The sequence below is a fragment of the Stenotrophomonas sp. IS26 genome (genome assembly GCF_054188265.1).
In genome coordinates this window covers 241,265-264,841 of sequence record NZ_JBSZJV010000003.1, presented here as the reverse complement: position 1 = coordinate 264,841, position 23,577 = coordinate 241,265, and the positions used below count along the sequence as shown (strand labels likewise).

At 65.3% G+C, this 23,577-nt stretch carries 19 protein-coding genes and 10 tRNA genes; 22 read left to right on the top strand and 7 right to left on the bottom strand.

The annotated features are described in order from the left end of the window. Positions 1 to 10: 10 nt before the first annotated feature. The 4 genes from ppk1 to ACW6W5_RS04915 all read right to left on the bottom strand — a co-directional run bounded on the left by ppk1 (position 11) and on the right by ACW6W5_RS04915 (position 5,980). The gene (ppk1, locus tag ACW6W5_RS04930; protein ID WP_121042963.1) at positions 11 to 2,092 is read right to left on the bottom strand and encodes a polyphosphate kinase 1; all 2,082 of its coding nucleotides are present in this window, start codon (positions 2,090 to 2,092) and stop codon (positions 11 to 13) included. Continuing rightward, a complete protein-coding gene (phoR, locus tag ACW6W5_RS04925; protein ID WP_121042965.1) occupies positions 2,089 to 3,429 on the bottom strand; it encodes a phosphate regulon sensor histidine kinase PhoR in 1,341 nt (446 codons plus the stop codon). Before phoR ends, ppk1 begins: the two co-directional genes overlap by 4 nt. A 98-nt stretch (positions 3,430 to 3,527) precedes the next feature. After that, positions 3,528 to 4,217 (bottom strand): phosphate regulon transcriptional regulator PhoB, encoded by a 690-nt coding sequence (gene phoB / locus ACW6W5_RS04920; protein WP_121042967.1) that lies wholly within the window; start codon positions 4,215 to 4,217, stop codon positions 3,528 to 3,530. A 122-nt stretch (positions 4,218 to 4,339) separates the two neighbouring features. Beyond that, a complete protein-coding gene (locus ACW6W5_RS04915) occupies positions 4,340 to 5,980 on the bottom strand; it encodes a M48 family metalloprotease (protein WP_121042969.1) in 1,641 nt (546 codons plus the stop codon). Positions 5,981 to 6,122: 142 nt separating this feature from the next. Between ACW6W5_RS04915 and grxC the strand changes: the two genes are divergently transcribed. From grxC to ACW6W5_RS04900, 3 genes are all read left to right on the top strand, one after another. Further along, positions 6,123 to 6,422: a glutaredoxin 3 gene (gene grxC, locus ACW6W5_RS04910; RefSeq protein WP_458233623.1), complete on the top strand. Its 300-nt coding sequence runs from the start codon at positions 6,123 to 6,125 to the stop codon at positions 6,420 to 6,422. Then, on the top strand, positions 6,419 to 6,811 hold the full coding sequence (locus tag ACW6W5_RS04905) for a carboxymuconolactone decarboxylase family protein (protein WP_256776270.1): 393 nt from the start codon (positions 6,419 to 6,421) through the stop codon (positions 6,809 to 6,811). The genes grxC and ACW6W5_RS04905 overlap by 4 nt, the downstream gene beginning before the upstream one ends. A 410-nt stretch (positions 6,812 to 7,221) precedes the next feature. Then, positions 7,222 to 8,229 (top strand): isocitrate dehydrogenase, encoded by a 1,008-nt coding sequence (locus ACW6W5_RS04900; RefSeq protein ID WP_121042973.1) that lies wholly within the window; start codon positions 7,222 to 7,224, stop codon positions 8,227 to 8,229. 138 nt (positions 8,230 to 8,367) lie between these two features. On the opposite strand, the gene ACW6W5_RS04895 is transcribed toward ACW6W5_RS04900, so the two are convergent. Continuing rightward, entirely contained in the window at positions 8,368 to 9,126 is a 759-nt protein-coding gene (locus tag ACW6W5_RS04895) for a Bax inhibitor-1/YccA family protein (RefSeq protein WP_458233622.1), read from the bottom strand. Positions 9,127 to 9,304: 178 nt separating this feature from the next. Here ACW6W5_RS04895 and ACW6W5_RS04890 point away from each other — a divergent pair. From ACW6W5_RS04890 to ACW6W5_RS04815, 16 genes are all read left to right on the top strand, one after another. Then, positions 9,305 to 9,381, top strand: a tRNA-Pro gene (locus tag ACW6W5_RS04890). A gap of 45 nt (positions 9,382 to 9,426) precedes the next feature. Continuing rightward, positions 9,427 to 9,503: transfer RNA gene (locus tag ACW6W5_RS04885), tRNA-Arg, on the top strand. A 34-nt stretch (positions 9,504 to 9,537) separates the two neighbouring features. Further along, positions 9,538 to 9,614 (top strand) — tRNA-His (locus ACW6W5_RS04880). Between the two features lie 80 nt (positions 9,615 to 9,694). Then, positions 9,695 to 9,770, top strand: a tRNA-Lys gene (locus ACW6W5_RS04875). Between the two features lie 162 nt (positions 9,771 to 9,932). Then, positions 9,933 to 10,008 (top strand) — tRNA-Lys (locus ACW6W5_RS04870). A 100-nt stretch (positions 10,009 to 10,108) separates the two neighbouring features. Continuing rightward, positions 10,109 to 10,193 (top strand) — tRNA-Leu (locus ACW6W5_RS04865). 232 nt (positions 10,194 to 10,425) lie between these two features. Next, complete coding sequence (gene tig, locus ACW6W5_RS04860; RefSeq protein ID WP_121042977.1) at positions 10,426 to 11,718, top strand: trigger factor; 1,293 nt, start codon at positions 10,426 to 10,428, stop codon at positions 11,716 to 11,718. Positions 11,719 to 11,784: 66 nt separating this feature from the next. Then, a complete protein-coding gene (gene clpP / locus ACW6W5_RS04855) occupies positions 11,785 to 12,411 on the top strand; it encodes an ATP-dependent Clp endopeptidase proteolytic subunit ClpP (protein WP_121042979.1) in 627 nt (208 codons plus the stop codon). 126 nt (positions 12,412 to 12,537) lie between these two features. After that, positions 12,538 to 13,827: an ATP-dependent Clp protease ATP-binding subunit ClpX gene (gene clpX / locus ACW6W5_RS04850; RefSeq protein WP_019185803.1), complete on the top strand. Its 1,290-nt coding sequence runs from the start codon at positions 12,538 to 12,540 to the stop codon at positions 13,825 to 13,827. Between the two features lie 142 nt (positions 13,828 to 13,969). Beyond that, the gene (gene lon, locus ACW6W5_RS04845; RefSeq protein ID WP_458233621.1) at positions 13,970 to 16,444 is read left to right on the top strand and encodes an endopeptidase La; all 2,475 of its coding nucleotides are present in this window, start codon (positions 13,970 to 13,972) and stop codon (positions 16,442 to 16,444) included. Positions 16,445 to 16,651: 207 nt separating this feature from the next. Continuing rightward, positions 16,652 to 16,924: an HU family DNA-binding protein gene (locus ACW6W5_RS04840; RefSeq protein ID WP_019185801.1), complete on the top strand. Its 273-nt coding sequence runs from the start codon at positions 16,652 to 16,654 to the stop codon at positions 16,922 to 16,924. A gap of 11 nt (positions 16,925 to 16,935) precedes the next feature. After that, positions 16,936 to 17,010 (top strand) — tRNA-Val (locus ACW6W5_RS04835). Positions 17,011 to 17,038: 28 nt separating this feature from the next. After that, positions 17,039 to 17,115 (top strand) — tRNA-Asp (locus ACW6W5_RS04830). An 83-nt stretch (positions 17,116 to 17,198) separates the two neighbouring features. Beyond that, positions 17,199 to 17,275, top strand: a tRNA-Asp gene (locus ACW6W5_RS04825). A gap of 89 nt (positions 17,276 to 17,364) precedes the next feature. Then, positions 17,365 to 17,441 (top strand) — tRNA-Asp (locus ACW6W5_RS04820). 212 nt (positions 17,442 to 17,653) lie between these two features. Then, the gene (locus ACW6W5_RS04815) at positions 17,654 to 19,627 is read left to right on the top strand and encodes a peptidyl-prolyl cis-trans isomerase (RefSeq protein ID WP_282260354.1); all 1,974 of its coding nucleotides are present in this window, start codon (positions 17,654 to 17,656) and stop codon (positions 19,625 to 19,627) included. Positions 19,628 to 19,741: 114 nt separating this feature from the next. Here the strand turns inward: ACW6W5_RS04815 and ACW6W5_RS04810 are convergent, their stop codons facing one another. Both ACW6W5_RS04810 and gloB read right to left on the bottom strand, forming a co-directional pair. Then, the gene (locus ACW6W5_RS04810; RefSeq protein WP_458233620.1) at positions 19,742 to 20,956 is read right to left on the bottom strand and encodes a transglycosylase SLT domain-containing protein; all 1,215 of its coding nucleotides are present in this window, start codon (positions 20,954 to 20,956) and stop codon (positions 19,742 to 19,744) included. After that, the gene (gene gloB, locus ACW6W5_RS04805) at positions 20,953 to 21,720 is read right to left on the bottom strand and encodes a hydroxyacylglutathione hydrolase (protein WP_121042987.1); all 768 of its coding nucleotides are present in this window, start codon (positions 21,718 to 21,720) and stop codon (positions 20,953 to 20,955) included. The genes ACW6W5_RS04810 and gloB overlap by 4 nt, the downstream gene beginning before the upstream one ends. 11 nt (positions 21,721 to 21,731) lie before the next feature. On the opposite strand from gloB, the gene ACW6W5_RS04800 reads away from it, so the two are divergent. Genes ACW6W5_RS04800 through dnaQ form a run of 3 tightly spaced genes read left to right on the top strand, consistent with a single transcriptional unit; the run spans position 21,732 to position 23,576 of the window. Next, a complete protein-coding gene (locus ACW6W5_RS04800; RefSeq protein WP_121042989.1) occupies positions 21,732 to 22,376 on the top strand; it encodes a methyltransferase domain-containing protein in 645 nt (214 codons plus the stop codon). 11 nt (positions 22,377 to 22,387) lie between these two features. Beyond that, the gene (gene rnhA / locus ACW6W5_RS04795) at positions 22,388 to 22,840 is read left to right on the top strand and encodes a ribonuclease HI (RefSeq protein WP_121042991.1); all 453 of its coding nucleotides are present in this window, start codon (positions 22,388 to 22,390) and stop codon (positions 22,838 to 22,840) included. Positions 22,841 to 22,844: 4 nt separating this feature from the next. Further along, entirely contained in the window at positions 22,845 to 23,576 is a 732-nt protein-coding gene (gene dnaQ / locus ACW6W5_RS04790) for a DNA polymerase III subunit epsilon (RefSeq protein WP_121042993.1), read from the top strand. The last annotated feature ends 1 nt before the right edge of the window (position 23,577 follow it).

Genomic DNA, 23,577 nt, shown 5'->3' with positions numbered 1-23,577 from the left:
GGGTCGCAGGCTACAGACCCTGCAGCAGGGCCATCTGCGCCGCGTGCGGCGGCTCGTCGTGGCCGGGCGTGCACTTGATGTAGCTGCCGTCGGCCTGCAGTTCCCAGGCGTTGAGGTTGTCGTCCAGGTAGTTCTGCAGCACGTCGCGGTAGACCTTGCGCGCCAGTTCCGGGTCCAGGATCGGGAAACAGGTCTCGACCCGGCGCAGCAGGTTGCGCTCCAGCCAGTCCGCGCTGGCGCAGAACAGCTCCGAGGCCCCGTCATTGCCGAACCAGTAGACCCGGCTGTGTTCCAGGAAGCGGCCCACGATCGAGCGCACCCGGATGGTGTCCGACACGCCGGGCACGCCGGGTCGCAGCGTGCAGGCGCCGCGCACGATCAGGTCGATCTGTACGCCCGCCTGTGAGGCCGCGTACAGGGCCCGGATCATCTGGGGTTCGTTGAGGGCGTTCATCTTGGCGATGATCCGCCCGGGGCGGCCACTGGCGGCCAGGCGCGTTTCGCGCTCGATCCGTTGCAGCAGGCCCGGGTGCAGGGTGAAGGGCGACTGCAGCAGGCGCTTGAGCTTCATCCGCGGGGCCAGCCCGGACAGCTGCTGGAACAGCAGGTGCACATCGTTGCCGATGTCCGCATCGGCGGTGATCAGGCTCAGGTCGGTGTAGGCCCGCGCGGTACCGCTGTGATAGTTGCCGGTGCCCAGGTGCACGTAGCGGCGCAGCTTGCGGCCCTCGCGGCGCACGATCAGCAGCATCTTGGCGTGGGTCTTGAAACCGACCACACCGTAGACGACCTGCACGCCGGCTTCCTGCAGGCGGTCGGCCAGGCCGAGGTTGGCTTCCTCATCGAAGCGCGCGCGCAGCTCGACCACGACGGTCACGTCCTTGCCGTTGCGTGCGGCCTGGATCAGCGCATCGACGATCAGCGAATCCTTGCCGGTGCGGTACAGGGTCTGTTTGATCGCCAGCACATTCGGGTCGACCGCCGCCTGCTTGATCACATCCAGCACGGCGGTGAACGCATCGAAGGGATGGTGCAGCAGCACGTCCCGGCGCGCGACGATCTCGAAGATGCCATCGCTGTCGCGCAGGACGCGCGGGCTCAGCGATGGGTACTTCAGGTCCGGCCGCTGGATCACGTCATACAGCTGGACCACGCGGTTGAGGTTGACCGGGCCGTCGATGCGGTAGACCGCGTTCTCGGTCAGCCCGAAGTTCTGCAGCAGGGTGCGGACGATGTCGCGCGGGCAATCCTGCGCGATCTCCAGCCGTACGGCTGGGCGGTAGCCACGGTCGACCAGCTCATCGCGCAGGGCAAGCGCAAGGTTCTCGACTTCTTCCTCGTCCACCACCAGCTCGGAATTGCGGGTCACGCGGAACTGATACGCGCCCTGGACTTCCATGCCCGGGAACATCTCATCGACGAAGGTGGACAGCACCGAGGACAGGAACACGAAGGTCTGCGGGCCGCCGAGTTTTTCCGGCAGCTGGATGATGCGCGGCAGTGAACGCGGTGCACGCACGATCGCCAGATGCCCCGCGCGACCGAACGCATCGGTGCCCTTGAGCACCACCACGATGTTCAGCGATTTGTTGAGGATCTTCGGGAACGGGTGCGACGGATCCAGGCCAAGCGGGGACAGCACCGGCATGATCTCGTTGCGGAAATACGCCCGCAGCCAGCGCTTCTGGCGATGGTTCCAGGAGTGCCGGCCGAGCACGTCGATGCCGGCGTCATGCAGTGCCGGGCGCAGGGTCTCGTTCCAGCAGCGGTACTGCTGGTCGACCAACTGCGCGGCACGGTCATGGATGGCATTGAGGATCGCCTGCGGGGTCATGCCGTCCGGCGCGGGCGGCAGGCCGAATTCCTGCGCATGGCGCACCGCAGCCGCGCGGATCTCGAAGAATTCATCCAGGTTGGTGCAGGAGATGCACATGAAGCGCAGGCGCTCCAGCAGCGGCACCTGCGGGTCCATGGCCTGGGCCAGTACGCGGAAGTTGAAATCCAGCTGCGACAGCTCGCGGTTGATGTACAGCGCCGGATCGCGCAGCGGATCGCCGTCCACAGGCACGGCGACGGGAACAGGAGTGCTCATGCGGAAAAGTCTTCAGAAGAAGGAAGGGAGACGACCTCGTTGCGCGCACGCACCTGGTCGGTATCGAAATGGCAGGAGAACGTGCTGCCTTTGCCGACCTCGCTCTGGATCTCCAGACGGGCATGGTGCAGGCCGAGAATGTGTTTGACGATCGACAGCCCCAGCCCGGTGCCGCCGCTTTCGCGCGAGCGGCTGCTGGAGACGCGGTAGAACCGTTCGGTCAGGCGCGGCAGATGGTTGGCCGGAATGCCGTAACCGGTGTCGCGCACCGACAGCACCACGCCATCGCCTTCGCGCGCGAACGCCACTTCCACGCGGCCACCGGCCGGGGTGTAGCGCACCGCGTTGGTGACCAGGTTGGAGAACGCACTGTGCAGTTCCTTGTTGGAGCCCTGCAGATCCACACCGGCGGTATCGATGATGCTGATCTGGTGACGGCCCTGGCTGTGCGCTTCGGCCTCGCGGCGCAGCGTGGCCAGCATCGGCGTCATCGCCACGGCTTCGGCTTCGGTGTGCTCCTGCGATTCCAGCCGCGACAGGGTGAGCAGGTCTTCGACCAGCTGCGCCATGCGCTGGGATTGCTTGCGCATCTCCTCCAGCATCGGGCCGGTGCCGGGGAAATCCTCCGGATCCATCATGTCCAGGTAGCCGTGCACCACGGTCAGCGGCGTGCGCAGTTCATGCGAGACGTTGGCGACGAAGTCGCGGCGCACCTGTTCCAGTCGCAGCAGCTTGCTGACGTCACGCGCGATCAGCAGCCAGTAGTCCGGCGAGTAGGGAATCAGGCGCAGGTTGAGGCGGATCGCCGGATCGACCGGGGAGGGTACATCCAGGATCGGTTCGGCATTGCGGCCCCCGGCCAGCCAGTGCGCCAGCGGCATCGGCTGCAGGCGTTCAACCAGCGCTTCGCCCAGGTCGCCCGGGTGGTGCAGCCCGAGCAGCGAGGTCGCCGCTTCGTTGAACCACTGCACGCGCTGGCTGTTGCGGTCGACCACCACCACCGCATCCGGCAGCGCGGCCGCAGCAGCGCGATAACTGCGCAGCATGTCCAGCAGGCGCCGCTTGCGCGTGCGCATTTCCCACTGGTTGCGGTAGAGCAGGCGGTCCAGCTCGTTCCATACACCGGTGCCGTCACCCATGTCCCAGCGATGGCGCGCGGTGAGGCCACGCAGCACCCGGCGCAGCCGCCAGTAATGCCAGGCCAGTGCACCGATCGAGGCCAGTGCGATGCACATCCACACATGGCCGGCTGCCAGGCCCAGCAAGCCGGCCGCGAGCAGCAGGGCGGCGAGGGTGGCCAGCGTTTTCAACCAGGCAGAACGGATGTGGCGGGGCATTGCGGTCTCGCAGAAAGTGCGGTCCTCGGACTCGATCCAAGGTTATAGCAGGAGTGGCCGGAACCAGGCATGCGCGCCCGGGACCGGCCCGACGAGACTCAGGTGGAGGTGGAGAACCGGTAACCGGCGCCGCGCACGGTCTGCACCATGTTCTCCGCGGCGAACGGCTCCAGCGTCTTGCGCAGGCGGCGGATGTGCACATCGATGGTGCGCTCCTCCACATACACGCTGCCGCCCCACACGTGATCCAGCAACTGGGCACGGGTGTACACGCGCTCAGGGTGGGTCATGAAGAAATGCAGCAGGCGGTACTCGGTCGGGCCGATCGGCACCGGCTGGTCGCCGGCGAAGACGCGGTGTGCGGCGCCATCGATGCGGATCGTACCGACCGCGACGCTGCCATCTTCGTCATCGTCGCGGGCGCGGCGCATGACCGCACGGATGCGGGCCAACAGTTCGCGTGCCGAGAACGGCTTGACCACGTAGTCGTCGACACCGGCTTCCAGGCCACCGACACGGTCGTTCTCTTCCCCGCGTGCAGTCAGCATGATGATCGGCACCTCGCGGGTGAGGGCTTCTTTGCGCCAGCGCCGGGCCAGCTCCAGGCCGCTGGTGCCCGGGAGCATCCAGTCCAGCAGGATCAGGTCCGGGACGCGATCGGCGATGGCGGTCTGCGCCTCGCGCGCGTCGCCGGCATGGATCGGATCGTAGTCGCCCTTGCGCAGGGCAAAGGCGACCATCTCGCGGATCGCGGGTTCGTCATCGACGATCAGGATGCGTTTCTGCACGTGCCCACCGTATTGCTCATCAGATCGGGATTGAGCTCAGTAGACTACGGTTTCATGACAGGTTTGTGACGAGGTGGCCGTTACCGTCGTGGGCCGCCATCCCACCGTCATCCGGGCGCCCCTCAGCGGCGGTCCAGCTCGGGGTCGTCGATTCCCTGCCGGCGCATTTCCAGCACCGTGGGGGTGATGCTCTCGATCCGGGCATCGACCCGGGCACGGCCGACATAATCCAGGTTCGGCTGCCGCTTCAAGGCCTGCAGCTGGATCAGCGCCTGCTCCGGGCGGCCACTGAGGTACGCGGCTTCGGCATAGGCCTCGCTGGCCCGGGTGGTGTCGCCAGCCAGTTCACTGGCGCGGGCGAAGCGCTGCTGGAAGACCGGATCATTGCCGCTTTGCGACAGCATCGGGCGCAGCATCGCCTGCGCGCGCTGGCCGGCCTCGCGCCCGCCCTGTTCATTGAGGATGGCCGCATAGGTCAACGCGACCGGGCGGCTGCCGGGGTGCTGGCGCATCAGGGTTTCGAACCGGGCATTGGCCTGCACCGGCTGGCCGCTGCGCGACTCCGCCTCGCCCAATGCCAGCGCCACCCAGACGTTGTCCGGGTGGTCGCGCAGCATCTCGGCCAGATCGCGGGTGGCCTGCGCGGCCGCACTGTTGCGCAGCCGGCCCAGGGCCAGCCCGTAGCGTTGCGGCTCGGTCAACCCGTTCTTCTGCGCGCGTTGCAGGCTTTCGTATTCCCGGATGACATCGCCAGGGGTATCGGCACTGAGCACGCGCAGGCGCTCACGCGCCCACTCGAACTGGCCGGTGCTGCCGCGGCTGAGCGCGTTGACCGAAATCTGCATCGAGGCCGGCAGCAAGGGGTTGCTCCGTCGCACCAGCGGATCGGACAACGCCGGATCGGACGGGTTCACCCGCTCCTGGCGAACCCCGCCGGGCACCTCGGTGGTGAGCAGCACCGTGTCCTTCTTCATCTGCTCGGCGCGGGCCTTGGCCTCGCTGATGCGGGTGGTGGTGACCGGATGGGTCTGCAGGAAATCCGGGACGCTGTAACCGCCCTGGTTGCCCCGCATCGAGGCCGACATGCGCTCGAAGAAGCCGGCCATGGCATCCACGTCGTAGCCGCTGCGGGCCAGGGTGCGGATGCCCAGGCGGTCGGCCTCGGATTCGTTGGAGCGGGTGTAATTGATCTGGCGCTGCTGCATCAGGCCCATGCCCGAGGTGATCGCGGCCATGGTGGCATCACCGGAGGAATTGCCGCCGGCCTGCTGCGCGGCCACGATCGCGGCGAGCATGCCGAGCAGGATCGGGATCTGGTCGCGCTGGGCACGTTCGACACCGCGCAGCACGTGCTGCTGGGTGACGTGGGCGATTTCGTGGGACAGCACCGCGGCCACTTCGTCCTCGCGCTCGGCGGTCAGCACCAGGCCCGCGTTGACCCCGATATAGCCGCCGAGGGTGGCAAAGGCGTTGATCTGCCGGTCCTTGAGCATGAAGAACGTGTAGGACTGGCGCGGCTGGGCACTGTTGGAGCCCAGCCGGGCGCCCATGGTCTGCAGCCAGTCATCGACCAGCGGGTCATCGAGCAGATAGCCGTAATTGCGCAGTTCGCGCAGCATCATCCCGCCGTACTCGGCCTGCCGGGCCGGGGTCAGCAGCTCGCCGGCCGAGGAGCCGATGTCTGGCAGCTTGCTTTCCTGGGCCCCGGCCAGCGGCACGGCCAAGGCCAGGGTCAACGCGGCAGAGAGCAGCAAGGGGCGCAAACGGAGCTCCTGGGGGGAAGACGGACGACAGCGTGACAGGGCCAGTACAACCTGCAGTTAAACCACAGTGTTGCGGTGGTGACGTGGAAAATCCAGCGGACCGCTACCATATACAGACCAACGTTCCGCTGTGGAGTTTCCCGTGAGCCAAGATGCTGTTTCCACCTCCGGTGGCGCACCCGCCATCACCATCTACTCGACCGCGGTGTGCCCGTACTGCGTGGCCGCCAAGAACTTCCTGAAGAGCAAGGGCCGCGACTGGACCGAGGTCCGGATCGATCTGGACCCGGTCGAGCGCGATAAAATGATGGCCAAGACCCGCCGCACCAGCGTGCCGCAGATCTTCGTGGGCGAGGTCCATGTGGGTGGCTACGACGACATGATGGCGCTGCACCGTGCCGGCAAGCTGGAGCCGCTGCTGGCCGGGCAGGACCCGGCATGAGCGCGGCCGACGACGGCAGCAAGGACCGCATCGCCGAATTCACCGAGTTCCGCCAGCGCATGAACCAGCGCATCCTGGGTGAACCCAACCAGGTCGTGCGTCGCTTCTTCGCGCTGGACACCCAGACCTACCAGGCCGGTGCGCTGGATGTGAAGACCAAGGAACTGCTGGGCCTGGTCGCCTCGATGGTACTGCGCTGCGATGACTGCATCAGCTACCACGTGGCCCAGTGCAAGGACGCCGGCGTGACCCGCGAGGAGTTCTTCGAGACCTTCTCGGTCGGCCTGGTGGTCGGCGGCTCGATCGTGATCCCGCACCTGCGCCGCGCGGTGGACTTCCTGGACCAGCTCGAAGGCGGCGCCGATGCGCCGGCCGTTCACGAGCATTGAGACCGGGGCCCTGATGGCCCCGCCGCGGTAGAGCCGACCGTTGGTCGGCTGCTCCGGCACCCCGGCAATGGCGTCGCCCCCCGGTGGCGCACCGTTCAGGTGCGAGACCCCGTTCAGCAACCCGGATAGCAATGCCTCTGGAGGAAAGCCCCTTCTGTTGAAGGGGCGCGCCGACAGGCGCGGGGTAGAGGAGGAATGCGCGGGCAAACCGCTTCGCGGTTTGCAGGGGCGCGCCAACGGCGCGGGGTAGAGGAGGCATGCGCGGGCAATTCTGCCTTACCCACCTTGGACCAATGGCCTATTTGGGGTCCATCGGGCGGGTAAGGCATAATTGCCGATGAAACTTCCCTTGCGCCCGCGCTTTGCGCACCTCACGGATGGCGCTCCCCCTCGGTTCGGAATACACATCAATGACGCAGAAAATCACGGTCATCCGCGGTGACGGCATCGGCCCGGAGATCATGGACGCTACCCTGTTCGTGCTCGGCAAGCTGGACACCGGCTTTGAATACGAAGACGCCGACGCGGGCCTGGTCGCGCTGGAAAAGCACGGCGATCTGATGCCGGCCTCCACGCTGGAGTCGATCGCACGCAACAAGATCGCGCTGAAGAGCCCGCTGACCACGCCGGTCGGTGGTGGCTTCACCTCGATCAACGTCAGCCTGCGTCGCCACTTCGACCTGTACGCCAACGTGCGTCCGGCGGTGTCCTTCCCGAACACCAAGTCGCGTTTCGGCGACGGCGTGGACCTGATCACCGTCCGTGAGAACACCGAAGGCGCCTACCTGGCCGAAGGCCAGGAAGTGTCGGCCGATGGCGAGACCGCCTTCTCCGGCACCCGCATCACCCGCAAGGGCTCCGAGCGCATCGTGCGCTACGCCTTCGAGCTGGCCCGCAGCACCGGCCGCAAGAAGGTCACCGCCGTGCACAAGGCCAACATCATCAAATCGACCTCGGGCCTGTTCCTGGCCGTGGCGCGTGAAGTGGCGGCCAAGTACCCGGACATCGAGTTCCAGGAAATGATCGTCGACAACTGCTGCATGCAGCTGGTGATGCGTCCGGAACAGTTCGACGTGATCGTGACCACCAACCTGTTCGGCGACATCATCTCCGACCTGTGCGCCGGTCTGGTCGGCGGCCTGGGCCTGGCCCCGGGTGCCAACATCGGTGAGAACGCGGCGATCTTCGAAGCCGTGCACGGCACCGCGCCGGACATCGCCGGGCAGGGCAAGGCCAATCCGTGCGCGCTGCTGCTGGCCGCTGCACAGATGCTGGACCACGTCGGCCAGGTCGAGAACGCCGAGCGCCTGCGCAAGGCCATCGTGGCCACGCTGGAAGCCAAGGATTCGCTGACCGGCGATCTGGGCGGCACCGGCAACACCATGGGCTTTGCCCAGGCCATCGCCAGCCGCCTGTAAGCGCGCGGGTCGGTTGTCCAGAAAGCGGGGCGCTTCGGCGTCCCGCTTTTTTGTTGCCTGGCGCCTCATTCGGCAGGGGGTGGGGACATGAAAAAGGCGCCTTGCGGCGCCTTCGTCATCGTGCAGTGAGCGTGTGGCTCAGCGCTGCTGGATCTTGGACAGCAGGCGCAGGAATTCCACGTACAGCCACACCAGCGTGACCATCAAGCCGAACGCGCCGTACCACTCCATGAACTTCGGTGCGCGCGCCTCGGCACCGGTTTCGATGAAGTCGAAATCCAGCACCAGGTTCAATGCCGCCACCACGACCACGAACAGGCTGAAAGCGATCCCCATCCAGCCGCCCTCGTGGATCATCGGGATGTTGATGTTGAAGAAGCTCAGCACGAACGAGGCCAGGTACAGCAGCGCGATGCCGCCGGTTGCCGCCACCACACCCAGCTTGAAGTTCTCGGTGACCTTGATCAGGCCGCTGCGGTACACCGCCAGCATCACGAACATCGTGCCGAAGGTCAGCATCACGGCCTGCATCACGATGCCGGGGAACTTGGCGTTGAACATCGCCGAAATCGCACCCAGGAACAGGCCTTCGACCAGCGCATACATCGGTGCGGTGACCGGTGACCATTCCTTCTTGAACACGGTCACCAGGGCCAGCACCAGGCCGCCGATCGCGCCAACGAGCGTGTAGAGCATGGCGCTGGAGGTGGGCAGGCCGTTCGCATCGACTGACTGGCTCCACGCGAACGCGGCCGTCAGCACAGTGAGCAGCAGCAGGACGCCGGTCTTGTTGACGGTGCCGTTGATGGTCATCGCCTGGTCGGGGCGGGCCACGACCGAGCCGCTGGCCAGGTCGAGGAAGGTGGACTCGGAAAGTGCGGGATTGCCGCTGCGCATTGCCAATCTCCTTGATGGGGTAGGGGTTCGGCCATCCGGCCGCTGACCCGAGCATAGCGGAAGCGGCCATCGGCCATGACGACATGTGAATTGATGTGTGAAAACCGTTGACAGATGCCCTGTCGATTCCCACAATAGGCGGCTCTTTCGGGGGGAACCCCGGAGGGAAACAAACCGCCGGGGTATAGCGCAGTCTGGTAGCGCGCCTGCTTTGGGAGCAGGATGTCGGGGGTTCGAATCCCTCTACCCCGACCAAGCCCGCTGCTCAAATCGGGATTGGAATGCGACAATCCGGATCGAGCGCCCGTAGCTCAACTGGATAGAGCACCGGCCTTCTAAGTCGGCGGTTACAGGTTCGATTCCTGTCGGGCGCGCCATTCGGTGCAAGCGGTAGGAACAAGGTTTTCAGTGGTGGCTGTAGCTCAGTTGGTTAGAGTTCCGGATTGTGATTCCGGTGGTCGGGGGTTCGAGTCCCCTCAGCCACCCCACTGATTCAGACTGGTTCACCGAAAGTGAATCAGGGTTGCAAAAGGCAGCACACACGCTACAATGTGCGCCTGAGTTTTCAGGGCTGTTAGCTCAGTTGGTAGAGCAGTTGACTCTTAATCAATAGGTCCAAGGTTCGAATCCTTGACAGCCCACCAAGACAGAAGCCATCGGGTCCGCCCGGTGGCTTTTTTCTTGTTTTGAGACATCGCGTTGAACGGTGTAGTAGTTGAGCGTCTACGGACGCCATTCGCCATCCATTTAAATAAAACGCTTGCGTCGCGCGCAGGAAACCCTGCATAATTCGCCTCCCGATTTTCGGGCTGTTAGCTCAGTTGGTAGAGCAGTTGACTCTTAATCAATAGGTCCAAGGTTCGAATCCTTGACAGCCCACCAAGACGAAAGCCGCCTGGTCCGCCAGGCGGCTTTTTTCTTGTCAAAGCGCTTCAGCTTTGGGCGCGGGCCTGCAACAATGCGCGCCTGAGTGTTCAGACTCGCGAAAGTGGCGGAATTGGTAGACGCCCTGGATTTAGGTTCCAGTGCCGCAAGGCGTGGGGGTTCGAGTCCCCCCTTTCGCACCAGTGCAGGGCATTTTCGCCCGCACCATGACCATGGGCACGTCCCCGATCGGGGAGACGGCCACATGCTGGGCCCTGGCGGCCCCGGGCGTTCTCGGCCCGCGCTGGCGGCGCTGGCGTTTATCGGCGAAACTACAGGGCTGCGGCGGGCATGCGCGTCCACGACCCCGCGTCCAAAACCCGTTTCATCCATCACATCGTGCCGGGGCCCATGCCGCCGGTGGCAGGAGTCAACATGCAAGCTTCGATCGAATCCACTGGCAATCTGGAACGCCGCCTGACCTTCTCGCTGCCGGAAGACCGTCTGCAGACGCACATCAGCGGCCGTCTGGGCGAAATCGCCCGCACCACGCGCATCAAGGGCTTCCGCCCGGGCAAGGTGCCGGCCAAGGTGATCGAGCAGCGTTTCGGCCAGCAGGTCCGCAGCGAAGCCGTCGACGGCCTGCTGCGTGAGACCTTCGATGCCGCCCTGCGCGAGCACGAGCTGCGCATCGCCGGCACCCCGCGCATCGACAAGGGCGAGGGCGAGCTGTCCTTCGTGGCCACCGTCGAGCTGGTGCCGGACTTCGGCGACGTGGACGTCAGCAAGCTGACCGTGGTCCGCCACACCGCCGAGATCAACGACGCCGACATCGATCAGATGATCACCAACCTGCGCGAACAGCGCCGCAGCTGGAGCCCGGTCACCCGTGGCGCCCAGGACGGCGATCTGGTCGCCCTGGAAACCTGGTCGCAGGCCGGCGATGAGCGCCTGCCGGCCGAAGGCACCGAAAAGGGCAGCGTGATCGTCGGCCAGGGCATGATGTTCGAGCAGATCGAACAGGGCCTGGTCGGTCTGACCGCCGGTGAAGAAAAGACCCTGGACGTCGAGTTCCCGGCCGATTGGCGCGTGCCCGCGCTGGCCGGCAAGCAGGTCAAGGTCACCGTCAAGGCGGTGGACGTGTCCGCGCCGGTGCTGCCGGAGGTCGATGCCGAGTTCATCAAGAGCTTCGGCGTGAAGGGCGGCGACGTGGAGCAGTTCCGCAAGGACATCCGCGCCAACCTGGAGCGTGAGCTCAAGGGTGCCCTGATGAACCGCCTGCGCCGCGAAGTCGGCGAGCAGCTGATCGCCGCCTACGCCTCGGTGGAAATGCCGCCGCGCCTGGTCGAGAACGAAGCCCGCGCCATGCTGGATCAGCAGCTCGAGCAGATCCGCCGCAGCGGCCGCAACCCGGGCGACGTCCCGGCCGATGCCCATGAAGGCTTCAAGGAAGCGGCCGCCAAGCGCGTGCTGGTCGGCCTGCTGGTTGGTGAAGTGGCCCGCAAGAACGACCTGCGCCTGGACCCGAAGCGCCTGAATGAAACCATGCGCCTGATCGCGTCGACCTATGAAGAGCCGGAGCAGGTCATTGAGATGTACCGCAACGACCCCCAGCTGATGAGTGGGCTGCAGAATCGTGTGATGGAAGAGCAGGTGATCGACTGGATCGCCGAGCGCGCCCAGCACACCGAAGAGAAGCTGTCGTTCCAGGACGCGATCCGCCAGTAAGCGGCCCGCGTTTTACGCCCCGCGCCCCGGCGCGGGGTCGTTCCCCCCAAAATAGGTGCCTCACTAATGGACAACCGAACCACAGCCCTGAACATGGTTCCGATGGTGGTCGAACAGACCAGCCGCGGCGAGCGCGCCTATGACATCTATTCGCGCTTGTTGAAAGAGCGTCTGATCTTCCTCGTGGGCCCGATCGACGATCACATGGCCAACGTGGTGGTGGCGCAGCTGCTGTTCCTGGAAGCGGACAACCCGGAAAAGGACATCAGCATCTACATCAACTCGCCCGGTGGCGTGGTCACCGCCGGCATGGCGATCTACGACACCATGCAGTACATCAAGCCGGACGTGAGCACCATCTGCGTCGGCCAGGCCGCCTCGATGGGCGCCCTGCTGTTGGCGTCCGGCGCAGCCGGCAAGCGCTATGCGCTGCCGAATTCGCGCGTGATGATCCACCAGCCGCTGGGCGGCTTCCAGGGCCAGGCCACGGACATCGACATCCATGCCCGTGAAATCCTGACCCTGCGTTCGCGCCTGAACGAAGTGCTGGCCAAGCACACCGGCCAGTCGCTGGAGACCATCGCCCGGGATACCGAGCGTGACAACTTCAAGAGCGCGGTCGATGCGGTGGCCTACGGCCTGGTCGATCAGGTCCTGGAGCGTCGTCCGGAAGAGTCGATCCAGCCGGCGTAAGGTTGTGCCAGGCCGGGAAACCGGCTTGTTTCCACCGGGTCGGGCAGGACTGGCGTCCTCCTGACCCTGTGCTATTCTCGAATCGAACCCCCGTTCAGTCGGGTGGGGTAACTGGGTAAGCGAAGCATGAGCGAAGACCGCCAAGGTCGTTCCACGGACACCGGCAAGATCCTCTACTGCTCTTTCTGTGGAAAGAGCCAGCATGAGGTGCGCAAGCTGATTGCGGGTCCGAGCGTGTTCATCTGCGATGAATGCGTCGAGCTGTGCAACGACATCATCCGTGAGGAGCTGGAGGAGAAGGCGCAGTCGGCCCGCAGTTCGCTGCCCAAGCCGCGCGAGATCCTCGAGGTCCTGGACCAGTACGTGATCGGGCAGAACCGCGCCAAGCGGACCCTGGCCGTGGCCGTATACAACCACTACAAGCGCATCGAGAGCCGCCAGAAGAACGACGAGGTCGAACTGGCGAAGTCGAACATCCTGCTGGTCGGTCCGACCGGTTCGGGCAAGACGCTGCTGGCCGAAACCCTGGCCCGCCTGCTCAACGTGCCGTTCACCATGGCCGACGCCACCACGCTGACCGAAGCCGGTTACGTGGGCGAGGACGTGGAGAACATCATCCAGAAGCTGCTGCAGAAGTGCGACTACGACGTCGAGAAGGCACAGCAGGGCATCGTCTACATCGATGAAATCGACAAGATCTCGCGCAAGAGCGAGAACCCGTCGATCACCCGCGATGTGTCCGGCGAAGGCGTCCAGCAGGCCCTGCTGAAGCTGATCGAAGGCACCGTGGCCAGCGTACCGCCGCAGGGCGGTCGCAAGCACCCGCAGCAGGAATTCCTGCAGGTGGACACCAAGAACATCCTGTTCATCTGTGGCGGCGCGTTTGCCGGCCTGGACAAGGTGATCCAGCAGCGTTCCAACGATTCGGGCGGCATCGGCTTCGGTGCCAAGGTGAAGAGTTCCGAGCGCAAGCAGGAAGTGGGCAAGATCCTGGCCGAAGTCGAGCCGGAAGATCTGATCAAGTTCGGCCTGATTCCGGAGTTCGTCGGCCGCCTGCCGGTCGTGGCGACCCTGGAAGAGCTGGACGAGGCCGCCCTGGTGCGCATCCTGACCGAGCCGAAGAATGCCATCACCAAGCAGTTCAAGAAGCTGTTCGAGATGGAGCACGTCGAGCTGGAGTTCCGTCCCGACGCACTGGCCGCCATTGCCCGCAAGGCGCTCAAGCGCAAGACCGGTGCCCGCGGCCTGCGTACGATCGTCGAATCGGTCCTGCTGGACACCATGTATGACCTGCCCTCGGCAGAGAACGTCAGCAAGGTGGTGGTGGACGAATCGGTGATCGAACACAAGTCCGAACCGTACCTGATCTACCAGACGCCACCGGCGCCTGAACAGAAGGCGGCTGGTGCTGAATAATCAGTTCAAGTAATTGAATTGAAAGAATTTTTTCAGAACAGCTTGCATCTAGAAGCCGATGGCCCCATAACGAGGCCATCGGCTTTTTTTGTATCCGGGCGAGGCGCCCGGAGGCCATCCCCACTGTTCCACTGGAGCCCACATGGCCCGTTCCCCAACTGAGACTCTCGACCTGCCGGTACTGCCGCTGCGTGACGTGGTGGTGTTCCCGCACATGGTCATTCCGCTGTTCGTCGGCCGTGACAAGTCCATGCATGCGCTGGAGCAGGCGATGGAAGCGGACAAGCGCATCCTGCTGCTCGCGCAGAAGTCCGCCGAGACGGATGATCCGTCCGCCGCCGATCTGTACCAGGTCGGCACGCTCGCCCAGGTCCTGCAGCTGCTGAAGCTGCCCGATGGCACGATCAAGGTGCTGGTCGAAGGCCTGTCGCGCGTCAACGTCACCGACGTGACCGAGCGCGACGGCGCGCTGCACGGCGTGGGCATGGAAATCGAATCGGACGAGTCGCGCGAGCCGCGCGAGATCGAGGCGATCGCCCGTTCGCTGATGTCGCTGTTCGAGCAGTACGTCAAAACCAACCGCAAGCTGCCGCCGGAGCTGCTGCAGACCCTGGCCGGCATCGATGAACCCGCGCGCCTGGCCGATACCATCGCCGCGCACATCAGCGTGCGCCTGGCCGACAAGCAGCGCCTGCTGGAAACGCTGCAGATCGGCGACCGCCTGGAAATGCTGGTCGGCCTGGTCGATGGCGAGATCGACGTGCAGCAGATGGAAAAGCGCATCCGTGGCCGCGTGAAGTCGCAGATGGAAAAGAGCCAGCGCGAGTACTACCTCAACGAGCAGATGAAGGCCATCCAGAAAGAACTGGGTGACCTGGACGACGCGCCCGGCGAGATGGACGAGCTGGCCCGCAAGATCGCCGAGGCGGGCATGCCCAAGCCGGTGGAGACCAAGGCCAAGGCCGAGCTCAACAAGCTCAAGCAGATGTCGCCGATGTCGGCTGAAGCTGCGGTGGTGCGCAACTACCTGGATTGGCTGCTGGGCGTGCCGTGGAAGAAGCGCAGCAAGGTCCGCAAGGACCTCAAGGCCGCGCAGGACACGCTGGATGCCGATCACTTCGGCCTGGACAAGGTCAAGGACCGCATCCTGGAATACCTGGCGGTGCAGTCGCGCGTGAAGCAGATGAAGGGCCCGATCCTGTGCCTGGTCGGCCCGCCCGGCGTGGGCAAGACCTCGCTGGGCCAGTCCATCGCCAAGGCGACCAACCGCAAGTTCGTGCGCATGAGCCTGGGCGGCGTGCGCGACGAGGCAGAGATCCGCGGGCACCGTCGTACCTACGTGGGCTCCATGCCGGGCCGCATCGTGCAGAACCTCAACAAGGTCGGCAGCAAGAACCCGCTGTTCGTGCTGGATGAGATCGACAAGATGTCGATGGACTTCCGTGGCGATCCGTCGTCGGCGCTGCTGGAAGTGCTCGACCCCGAGCAGAACAACGCGTTCAACGATCACTACCTGGAAGTGGACCTGGACCTGTCCGAAGTGATGTTCGTGGCGACGTCCAACTCGCTCAACATCCCCGGCCCGCTGCTGGACCGCATGGAAGTGATCCGCATCCCCGGTTACACCGAGGATGAGAAGCTCAACATCGCCATGCGCTACCTGGTGCCCAAGCAGATCAAGGCCAACGGCCTGAAGCCGGAAGAGCTGGAGATCGAGGCGGACGCGATCCAGGACATCGTGCGCTATTACACGCGCGAATCCGGCGTGCGCAACCTCGAGCGCGAAGTCGCCAAGATCTGCCGCAAGGTGGTCAAGGAGATCGCGCTCGCCGGCCCGGTGGCACCGGCCAAGGCCGTCAAGCCGGCCAAGGCCGGCAAGAAGGCCAGCGCAAAGAAGAAGGCGCTGGTGGTGGTCAACGGCAAGAACCTGGACAAGTACCTGGGCGTGCGCCGGGTCGATTTCGGCCGGGCCGAAGAGCAGAACGAAGTGGGCCTGGTCACCGGCCTGGCCTGGACCGAAGTGGGCGGCGATCTGCTGCAGATCGAATCCACCCTGGTGCCGGGCAAGGGCCAGCTGATCCTGACCGGCCAGCTGGGCAACGTGATGAAGGAATCGGCCTCGGCGGCGCTGTCGGTGGTGCGTTCGCGCGCCGAGCGGCTGGGCATCGACAACGAGTTCCTGCAGAAGCACGACGTGCACGTCCATGTGCCTGATGGTGCCACGCCCAAGGATGGCCCCAGCGCGGGTATCGCGATGGTGACCTCGCTGGTGTCCACGCTCACCAAGGTGCCGATCCGGGCCGAAGTGGCGATGACCGGCGAGATCACCCTGCGTGGCCGCGTGACGGCCATCGGCGGCCTGAAGGAGAAGCTGCTGGCGGCGCTGCGTGGCGGGATCACCACGGTCATCATCCCCGAGGAGAACCGCAAGGATCTGGCCGATATCCCCGCCAATGTCACCCGCGATCTGAAGATCGTGCCGGTGAAGTGGATCGAGGAGGTGCTCGACCTGGCCCTGGAGACGCCACTGACTGCACCGAAGCCGAAGAAAGATGGGCAGCGTGTCACGGTACGTGGCAAGTCCAAGACAGCTTCCACGACGCGCGTCAAGCACTGACGCGTGCTGTGGAAATGCCCGAAACCCGCGTCGTTATTGGCTTTTCAGCTTGCGCGGGTAGGGGGGCACTGGTATAAAAGCACCACTCGCAAGTCAGCGTCATGCTGAATTCGGCGAACTGAGAACTTCACTGGCATCCGGCGGCGTATCGTCCTCGGGTGTCTCAATGTTGAATCCGCGGAATCCCCGCCAAAGGAGCTGTAGAGAATGAACAAGACCGAATTGATCGACGCCGTTGCTGAAGCCGCCGACCTGACCAAGGCCGAGTCCAGCCGCGCCGTTGATGCCGTCATCGCTTCCGTCACCAAGGCCCTGAAGGGCGGTGACGCGGTGACGCTGGTGGGCTTCGGCACGTTCCAGGTCCGCGACCGCGCTGCCCGTACCGGCCGCAACCCGAAGACCGGCGACACCATCAAGATCGCTGCGTCGAAGAATCCGTCGTTCAAGGCTGGCAAAGCCCTGAAGGATGCCGTAAACTAAGCGGCTTGCTGGGGTGCTTAGCTCAGCGGTAGAGCGTCTCCTTTACACGGAGAGGGTCGGGGGTTCGAAACCCTCAGCACCCACCAGGCACTGCCAGTAAAAGTTTTGAAATGTGGAGCGGTAGTTCAGCTGGTTAGAATGCTGGCCTGTCACGCCGGAGGTCGCGGGTTCAAGTCCCGTCCGCTCCGCCAGTTTCAATAGGGCCCCTGAGCGATCGGGGGCCTTGTTTTCTCCAGCGACGCAGGTCGCGGTGGAAACAAAAGCGGTTTAGTGCGGAGCGGTAGTTCAGCTGGTTAGAATGCTGGCCTGTCACGCCGGAGGTCGCGGGTTCAAGTCCCGTCCGCTCCGCCAGTTTTAAAAAAACCTCGAAAAAAGCAGTATTTCGGGGTGGGCAATCTGAATATCTTCGGATAGAATGAGCGCCTGCAAAGTTCAAGTGCGGAGCGGTAGTTCAGCTGGTTAGAATGCTGGCCTGTCACGCCGGAGGTCGCGGGTTCAAGTCCCGTCCGCTCCGCCAATCTTTGAAAGGCCCTTGGTGAAAACCAAGGGCTTTTTTTTTGTTTTCAATTCAGCATGTCGATCGACGAGGCGGCGCACGCCCGTCGTCCGCCACGGTCAGCGGGTGTGGCAGCGGGCGGATCGCGCGCAGGGGCGGCCGCGGGCACTTTTGGAGCCTGCCGCGAAGCGGGTTACACTGCCGGGCTCGCCAATCAGGCCTTGATTTTTCCCATGCTGCAGAAACTTCGCGACAAGACCTCGGGCTGGATCGTTACCGTGATCCTGGGGCTGCTGATGATTCCGTTCCTGTTCGTGATCGACTCCAGCTACCTCGGTGGCGTCGGCTCGCAGAACGTGGCCAAAGTGGCCGCCCCGCCGACCTGGTGGAAGTCCGCCCCGTCGTGGTGGCCGGTCTCGTTCCTGTGGCAGCACCATGAGATCAGCTCCAACGATTTCCGCGTGCGCTTCGAACAGGCGCGCCAGCAGGCACGCCAGGAACAGGGCGAGGATTTCGATCCGCGCCAGTTCGAAAGCACCGAAAGCAAACTGGCCGTGCTCGATCAGATGATCGATGAGCAGGTCGTGCGCCTGGCCGGCGAACAGTCCGGCATCGTGATCGGTGATGGTGCCGTGCGCGAGTACATCGCCTCGATCCCGGCCTTCCTGGATGCGGATGGCAAGTTCAACCAGGACAACTACCGCATCGCGCTGGCCAGCGGTAATCCCCCGCGCACCCCGACGCAGTTCGAAGCGCTGGTGCGCGAGAGCATCCAGCAGTCGATCATTCCGTCGGCCCTGCAGCGTTCCGGGTTCACCACCCAGAGCGAAGCCGAGCGCCTGATGAAGCTGCTGGGCGAAACCCGTGATGTCGAACTGGCCGCGCTGCCGGAAACCCCGGCCGATACCGCCGAAGTGACCGACGCGCAGATCAAGCAGTGGTACGACAGCCACGCCAAGGATTTCCGCCAGCCGGAAACCGTGTCGCTGGAGTACGTCGAGATCAACGGCGCGAACCTGCCGGCGCCGGCGGCGGCAGACGAAGCCACCCTGCGCAAGCGCTATGAGGATGAGAAGGCACGCTTCGCGACGCCGGAACAGCGTCTGGCCTCGCACATCCTGATCAGCGCCGACGGCAGCGATCCGGCCAAGCTCAAGGCCGCTGAAGAAAAGGCCACGCGCCTGGCTGCGCAAGCCAAGGCACCGGGCGCCGATTTCGCCGCACTGGCCAAGGCCAACTCCGAAGATCCGGGTTCCAAGGACACCGGCGGCGACCTGGGCTGGGTGGAACGCGGCGCGATGGTGAAGCCGTTCGAAGATGCCCTGTTCGCCATGAAGGCGGGCGAGGTCACCGGGCCGGTCAAGACCGACTTCGGTTTCCACGTGCTCAAGCTGCGTGAGACCAAGGGCGGCGAAGGCCGTTCGTTCGACGAGGTTCGTGACCAGCTGGCGGCCGAGCAGCTCAAGGCCGACACCGACCGCGTGTTCACCGAGCTGAGTGGCCGTCTGGTCGATCTGGTCTACAAGAACCCGACCTCGCTGGAAGGCCCGGCCAAGGACATGAGCCTGCCGGTGCAGACGATCGGTCCGTTCACGCACGCCACCGCCAGCGGCATCGCCGCCAATCCGGCCGTGCTGCGCGCGGCGTTCTCCGACATCCTGACCCAGGATGGCACGGTGAGCGACCCGATCGAACTGGGCCCGAACCACAACGTGATGATCCGCGTGACCGAGCACAGCCCGGAGCAGGCGCTGCCGCTGGCCAAGGCCCGTGAGCAGGTGATCGCCGCGATCCATGCCGACCGCACCCGCCAGGCCTCGGAGAAGGCCGTGGACGCCGTACTGGCCAAGCTGAAGGCCGGGCAGACCCTGCAGGCGCTGGCGACCAGCGACAAGCTGCAGATCAGCCCGCTGCCGGGCCTGCCGCGTACCCAGCCGGTGCCGACCCCGGAGATCAACCGCGCCGTGTTCAGCGCGCCGCTGCCGGCCGAAGGCAAGCCGAGCTACGGCAAGGTTGCCGTGCAGGGCCGCTACGTGATCTACGCGGTGACCAAGGTCACCCCGGGCAACGTGGCCGAAGTGGATCCCGCCCAGCAGCAGCAGCTCAAGGAGCAGCTGAGCCAGATCGACGGCATGGCCGCCGCCAAGGCCTACGTCGACGCCATGCGCAAGCACTTCAAGGTGCAGACCGAAGAAGCCAACCTCTAACCGGGTCGGCGTCTGCTGCACAGCAAAAAGCCCGGCAATGCCGGGCTTTTTGTTGAAAACGACACTGCCCGGCAGGACCGGGCAGTGTCGTCACCCGCGATGCGATCCGCGCGCTCAGTCTTCGACGCGCAGCACCGCACCGGGCTTGAGCACACTGCTCCCGCTGAGCCCATTGAGCGACAGCAGGGCCTTCAGCGGCATCCCGTAACGGCGGGCGATGGTCCAGGGCGACTCGCCGTCGCGCACGGTATGCCGGCGGCTGCGCGGGCGATCCGCGCTGGCGACGGTACGGGTGGCTGCCGGCGCAGGGGTCGTGCGGGCCGCCGTGGTGTCCGCCGGTGCGCTGGGAGCCATCGCAATGGCGGCCACGCTGGCGCTGGCATCCACCGGCGCGTGCGCGGTTGGGGCCAGAACCGTCACCTGGCCGGACGGGCGGCCTTTGCCGCTGGCCAGGGCCGGGTTGAGGCGGGCGATCCGCGCCGGGTCCAGATCGCGCTGCTGGGCCCACTGCTGGACGCTGGTGCCGGCCGGCAGGGTGTGGCCCTTGAGCACGGGCACGGTGCGATCCAGCGAGGCCATCACCGCAGGCTCGGTTTCCGCATCTTCCAGCACGCAGGCCAGCGCATGCAGCTTCTCGACATAGGCATAGGTGACCGGCGACAGCCCCGGCAACTCGGCCGGCCGCGCGTTCTGCGCGTTCATGCCCGCCTTGCGCAGCGACTGCAGCACCCGGTACTCGCCGGCGTTGTAGGCCATCGTCGCCAAACGCCAGTCGCCGCCGAACATGCCGTGCAGGGTCTTGAGGTACCGCACCGCGGCCTGGGTGGAATCCACTGCCGAGAGGCGACCGTCGTAGCCCGGGGTCATCTGCACGCGGTGGTTCTTGGCGGTGGTGGCGATGAACTGCCACAGGCCGGCCGGGCCGCCGCCGTTGCGGGCGTTGGGCCGGTAACCGCTTTCCACGAAGGGAATCAGCGCGAATTCGGTGGGCAGGTCGGACTTGCGCAGCTCTTCGACCACATAGCCGAACAGCACCAGCGCATCATCATCCTGGTTGGCCAACCGCGAGGGGGCATGCGCGAACTGCTTCTGCCAACGCGGGCTGGTCGCCTCGGCGTCGCAGGTGGGTTCGGCCAGGCCATCGCGGAAGCTGGCGAAAATGTCCTGCCCGTTGCGCACCGAGGCCGGCGGCAGCGCCGCAGCGGTCAGGGGGAGGGAGGAAAGGCCGGCCACGTTCTGCGACATGCCGGCGGTCAACGACTGGGCGCCCGCGCTGCCGGCCACGGCGATCGCCAGGCCAAGCGCGAGCGGCAACAATCGCCGACTCATGTTCGAAATCCGTCTTTCCAGTGTCGCAGCCCTGCGACAACATCGACTTCATCGGTAACGGGACGCCCGAGATGGGCGCTGACGGCCGCCTGGATGGCGGGGGTGTTCGTACGCAGGAACGGGTTGCATTCCAGCTCGCTTGCCAGTGAAACCGGCAGCGTTGGCAGGTCATCGCGGCGCATGGCCAAGGCCTCCTCATGGCGCTGCGACAGCGCAGCGTTGGTGGGGTCTACATGCCGCGCGAAGACGGCATTGGACAGGGTGTACTCGTGGGCGCAACAGACCATCAGTTGCGCTGGCAGGGACGCCAGCTTCCGCAGGGATGCCAGAAGCTGGGGAGGCGTACCTTCGAACATGCGCCCACAGCCCAGGCTGAACAACGCATCGCCACTGAAAAGGTGTTCAGCGGTGTGAAACGCGATATGGCTCCGGGTGTGCCCGGGCACGGATACTACGTGGAACCCCAGCCCCAATGCCTGAACGCATTCACCTTCGGCGACCCGATGGGCCGGGACCTCAATGCGCGGTTCCGCCGGTGCATAGACCTCCACCGCCGGAAAACGGGCCTGAAGTTCGGCGACGCCGCCGATGTGGTCGTCGTGGTGATGGGTCAGCAGAATGCTGTGCGGGGCCCATCCCTGCTGCGCTGCGGCGGCCAGGACGGGGTCGGCGTGGCCGGGGTCGATGACCACGGCGCGGCCGTCGTCGGCGACCAGCGCCCAGATGTAATTGTCCGCAAACGCGGGTAGGGCGGTCAGTCGCATAGAATTGGACCATGCCCCTCGTGCCGAGCCCCCGTCAAGCGACAGTCGCATCCTGGTTTGATACTGAACCGGCACAAGCGTTGTGCCGTCTGGAATCCGAGCGGTTGCGCACCCTCCTCGCCGAGCGTCCGGTGAACCCCTGGCTATGGCTGGCACCGACGCCTGGCTGGTTGGGGAGTGTGGAACTGCCCGGCCGTGGCCTGCGCCTGTTCCGGGACGGCGCGGCCTACGCCGGGGATGTGCACTGCGGGCTGCCGTTGCCGCTGCCGGATGAGAGCGTCAATGCGATCGTCCTGCAGCATGTCACCGCGCGGGATGCCGAGGCGTTGATCGCCGACTGCGCCCGTGTCCTGATGCCGGGCGGCCGCCTGTGGCTTTCCACGCTCAACCCGTTCAGCCCGTACCGCCGCCAGTGGCGCCATCACGGGCTGGTCGTGCGCAGCCCGCAGCGGCTGCGCCACACCCTCACGCAGGCCGGCCTGAGCTGCGAAGACCTGCAGTACCTCGGCCCGATGTGGCGTGACCGCTCGCCGGCGCGGCGCGATCTGGCCCCGCTGCGGGCTGCCTGTCTGTTCACCGCTGAAAAACGCACTCTGGCCTTGCCGGGACCGACGCCCGTGGCTGCGCCACGCTGGCACGGCACCGTGGCCACCTGATCTGGAATGGAATGAAGACGATAGAAATCCACACCGACGGTTCCTGCCTCGGCAATCCCGGTCCCGGCGGCTGGGCGGCGTTGCTGCGCTACAACGCGCACGAGCGCGAACTGAGCGGTGGTGAAGCGCATACCACCAACAACCGCATGGAGCTGATGGCGGCCATCTCGGGGCTGGAAGCGCTCACCGAGCCGTGCAACATCGTGCTGTTCACCGATTCGCAGTACGTGCGCCAGGGCCTGACCGAGTGGATGCCCGGCTGGATCCGCAAGAACTGGAAGACCGCCGGCGGCTCGCCGGTCAAGAACCGGGAGTTGTGGGAGCGCCTGCACGCGGCCACGCTCAAGCACACCATTGACTGGCGCTGGGTCAAGGGTCATTCCGGCGACCCGGACAACGAGCGCGTGGATCAGCTGGCGCGCGACGCCGCGATCCGGATCCGCGCCGCTGGCCCGGTACACTGAGCCCATGCGTCAGATCATCCTTGATACCGAGACCACCGGCCTGGAATGGCGGAAGGGCAACCGCATCGTCGAAATCGGCTGTGTGGAACTGCTCGAGCGCCGCCCCAGTGGCAACAACTACCACCAGTACCTCAAGCCGGACTGCGAGTTCGAACAGGGCGCGCAGGAAGTCACCGGCCTGACCCTGGAGTTCCTGGCTGACAAGCCGGACTTCGCCCAGGTCGTCGACGACTTCCTCGCCTACATCGACGGCGCCGAGCTGATCATCCACAACGCGGCGTTCGATCTGGGCTTCCTGGATAACGAGCTGTCGCTGCTGGGCGACCACTACGGCAAGATCACCGACCGCTGCACGGTGATCGATACGCTGAAGATGGCGCGCGAGCGCTTCCCCGGCCAGCGCAATTCGCTGGATGCACTGTGCCGTCGCCTGGGCGTGGACAACGCCCACCGCCAGCTGCACGGCGGCCTGCTCGATGCCCAGATCCTGGGCGATGTGTACATCGCCCTGACCTCGGGCCAGGAAGAAATCGGCTTCGGCTCGGCCGATGAGCAGAAAACCGGCAGCGCCCACGCGCAGACCTTTGACACCTCGCGCCTGCTGCCACGCCCGCGCGTGGTTGCCACCGCCTCCGAGCTGGAAGCGCACGAAGCGCGGTTGGCCAAGCTGCGCAAGAAGGCCGGCCGCGCGATCTGGGATGGTGAGCCTGAAGCGGTGGAAGCGGTCAGCGCCTGAC

Excerpts from the sequence above, each read along its gene's own strand:
- ACW6W5_RS04810 (WP_458233620.1), bottom strand. The coding sequence starts at position 20,956 with ATGAGTCGGCGATTGTTGCCGCTCGCGCTTGGCCTGGCGATCGCCGTG.
- dnaQ (WP_121042993.1), top strand. The coding sequence starts at position 22,845 with ATGCGTCAGATCATCCTTGATACCGAGACCACCGGCCTGGAATGGCGG.
- lon (WP_458233621.1), top strand. The coding sequence starts at position 13,970 with ATGGCCCGTTCCCCAACTGAGACTCTCGACCTGCCGGTACTGCCGCTG.
- ACW6W5_RS04840 (WP_019185801.1), top strand. The coding sequence starts at position 16,652 with ATGAACAAGACCGAATTGATCGACGCCGTTGCTGAAGCCGCCGACCTG.
- phoR (WP_121042965.1), bottom strand. The coding sequence starts at position 3,429 with ATGCCCCGCCACATCCGTTCTGCCTGGTTGAAAACGCTGGCCACCCTC.
- ACW6W5_RS04800 (WP_121042989.1), top strand. The coding sequence starts at position 21,732 with ATGCCCCTCGTGCCGAGCCCCCGTCAAGCGACAGTCGCATCCTGGTTT.
- clpX (WP_019185803.1), top strand. The coding sequence starts at position 12,538 with ATGAGCGAAGACCGCCAAGGTCGTTCCACGGACACCGGCAAGATCCTC.
- tig (WP_121042977.1), top strand. The coding sequence starts at position 10,426 with ATGCAAGCTTCGATCGAATCCACTGGCAATCTGGAACGCCGCCTGACC.
- ppk1 (WP_121042963.1), bottom strand. The coding sequence starts at position 2,092 with ATGAGCACTCCTGTTCCCGTCGCCGTGCCTGTGGACGGCGATCCGCTG.
- ACW6W5_RS04895 (WP_458233622.1), bottom strand. The coding sequence starts at position 9,126 with ATGCGCAGCGGCAATCCCGCACTTTCCGAGTCCACCTTCCTCGACCTG.
- ACW6W5_RS04900 (WP_121042973.1), top strand. The coding sequence starts at position 7,222 with ATGACGCAGAAAATCACGGTCATCCGCGGTGACGGCATCGGCCCGGAG.
- ACW6W5_RS04905 (WP_256776270.1), top strand. The coding sequence starts at position 6,419 with ATGAGCGCGGCCGACGACGGCAGCAAGGACCGCATCGCCGAATTCACC.
- ACW6W5_RS04815 (WP_282260354.1), top strand. The coding sequence starts at position 17,654 with ATGCTGCAGAAACTTCGCGACAAGACCTCGGGCTGGATCGTTACCGTG.
- gloB (WP_121042987.1), bottom strand. The coding sequence starts at position 21,720 with ATGCGACTGACCGCCCTACCCGCGTTTGCGGACAATTACATCTGGGCG.
- clpP (WP_121042979.1), top strand. The coding sequence starts at position 11,785 with ATGGACAACCGAACCACAGCCCTGAACATGGTTCCGATGGTGGTCGAA.
- rnhA (WP_121042991.1), top strand. The coding sequence starts at position 22,388 with ATGAAGACGATAGAAATCCACACCGACGGTTCCTGCCTCGGCAATCCC.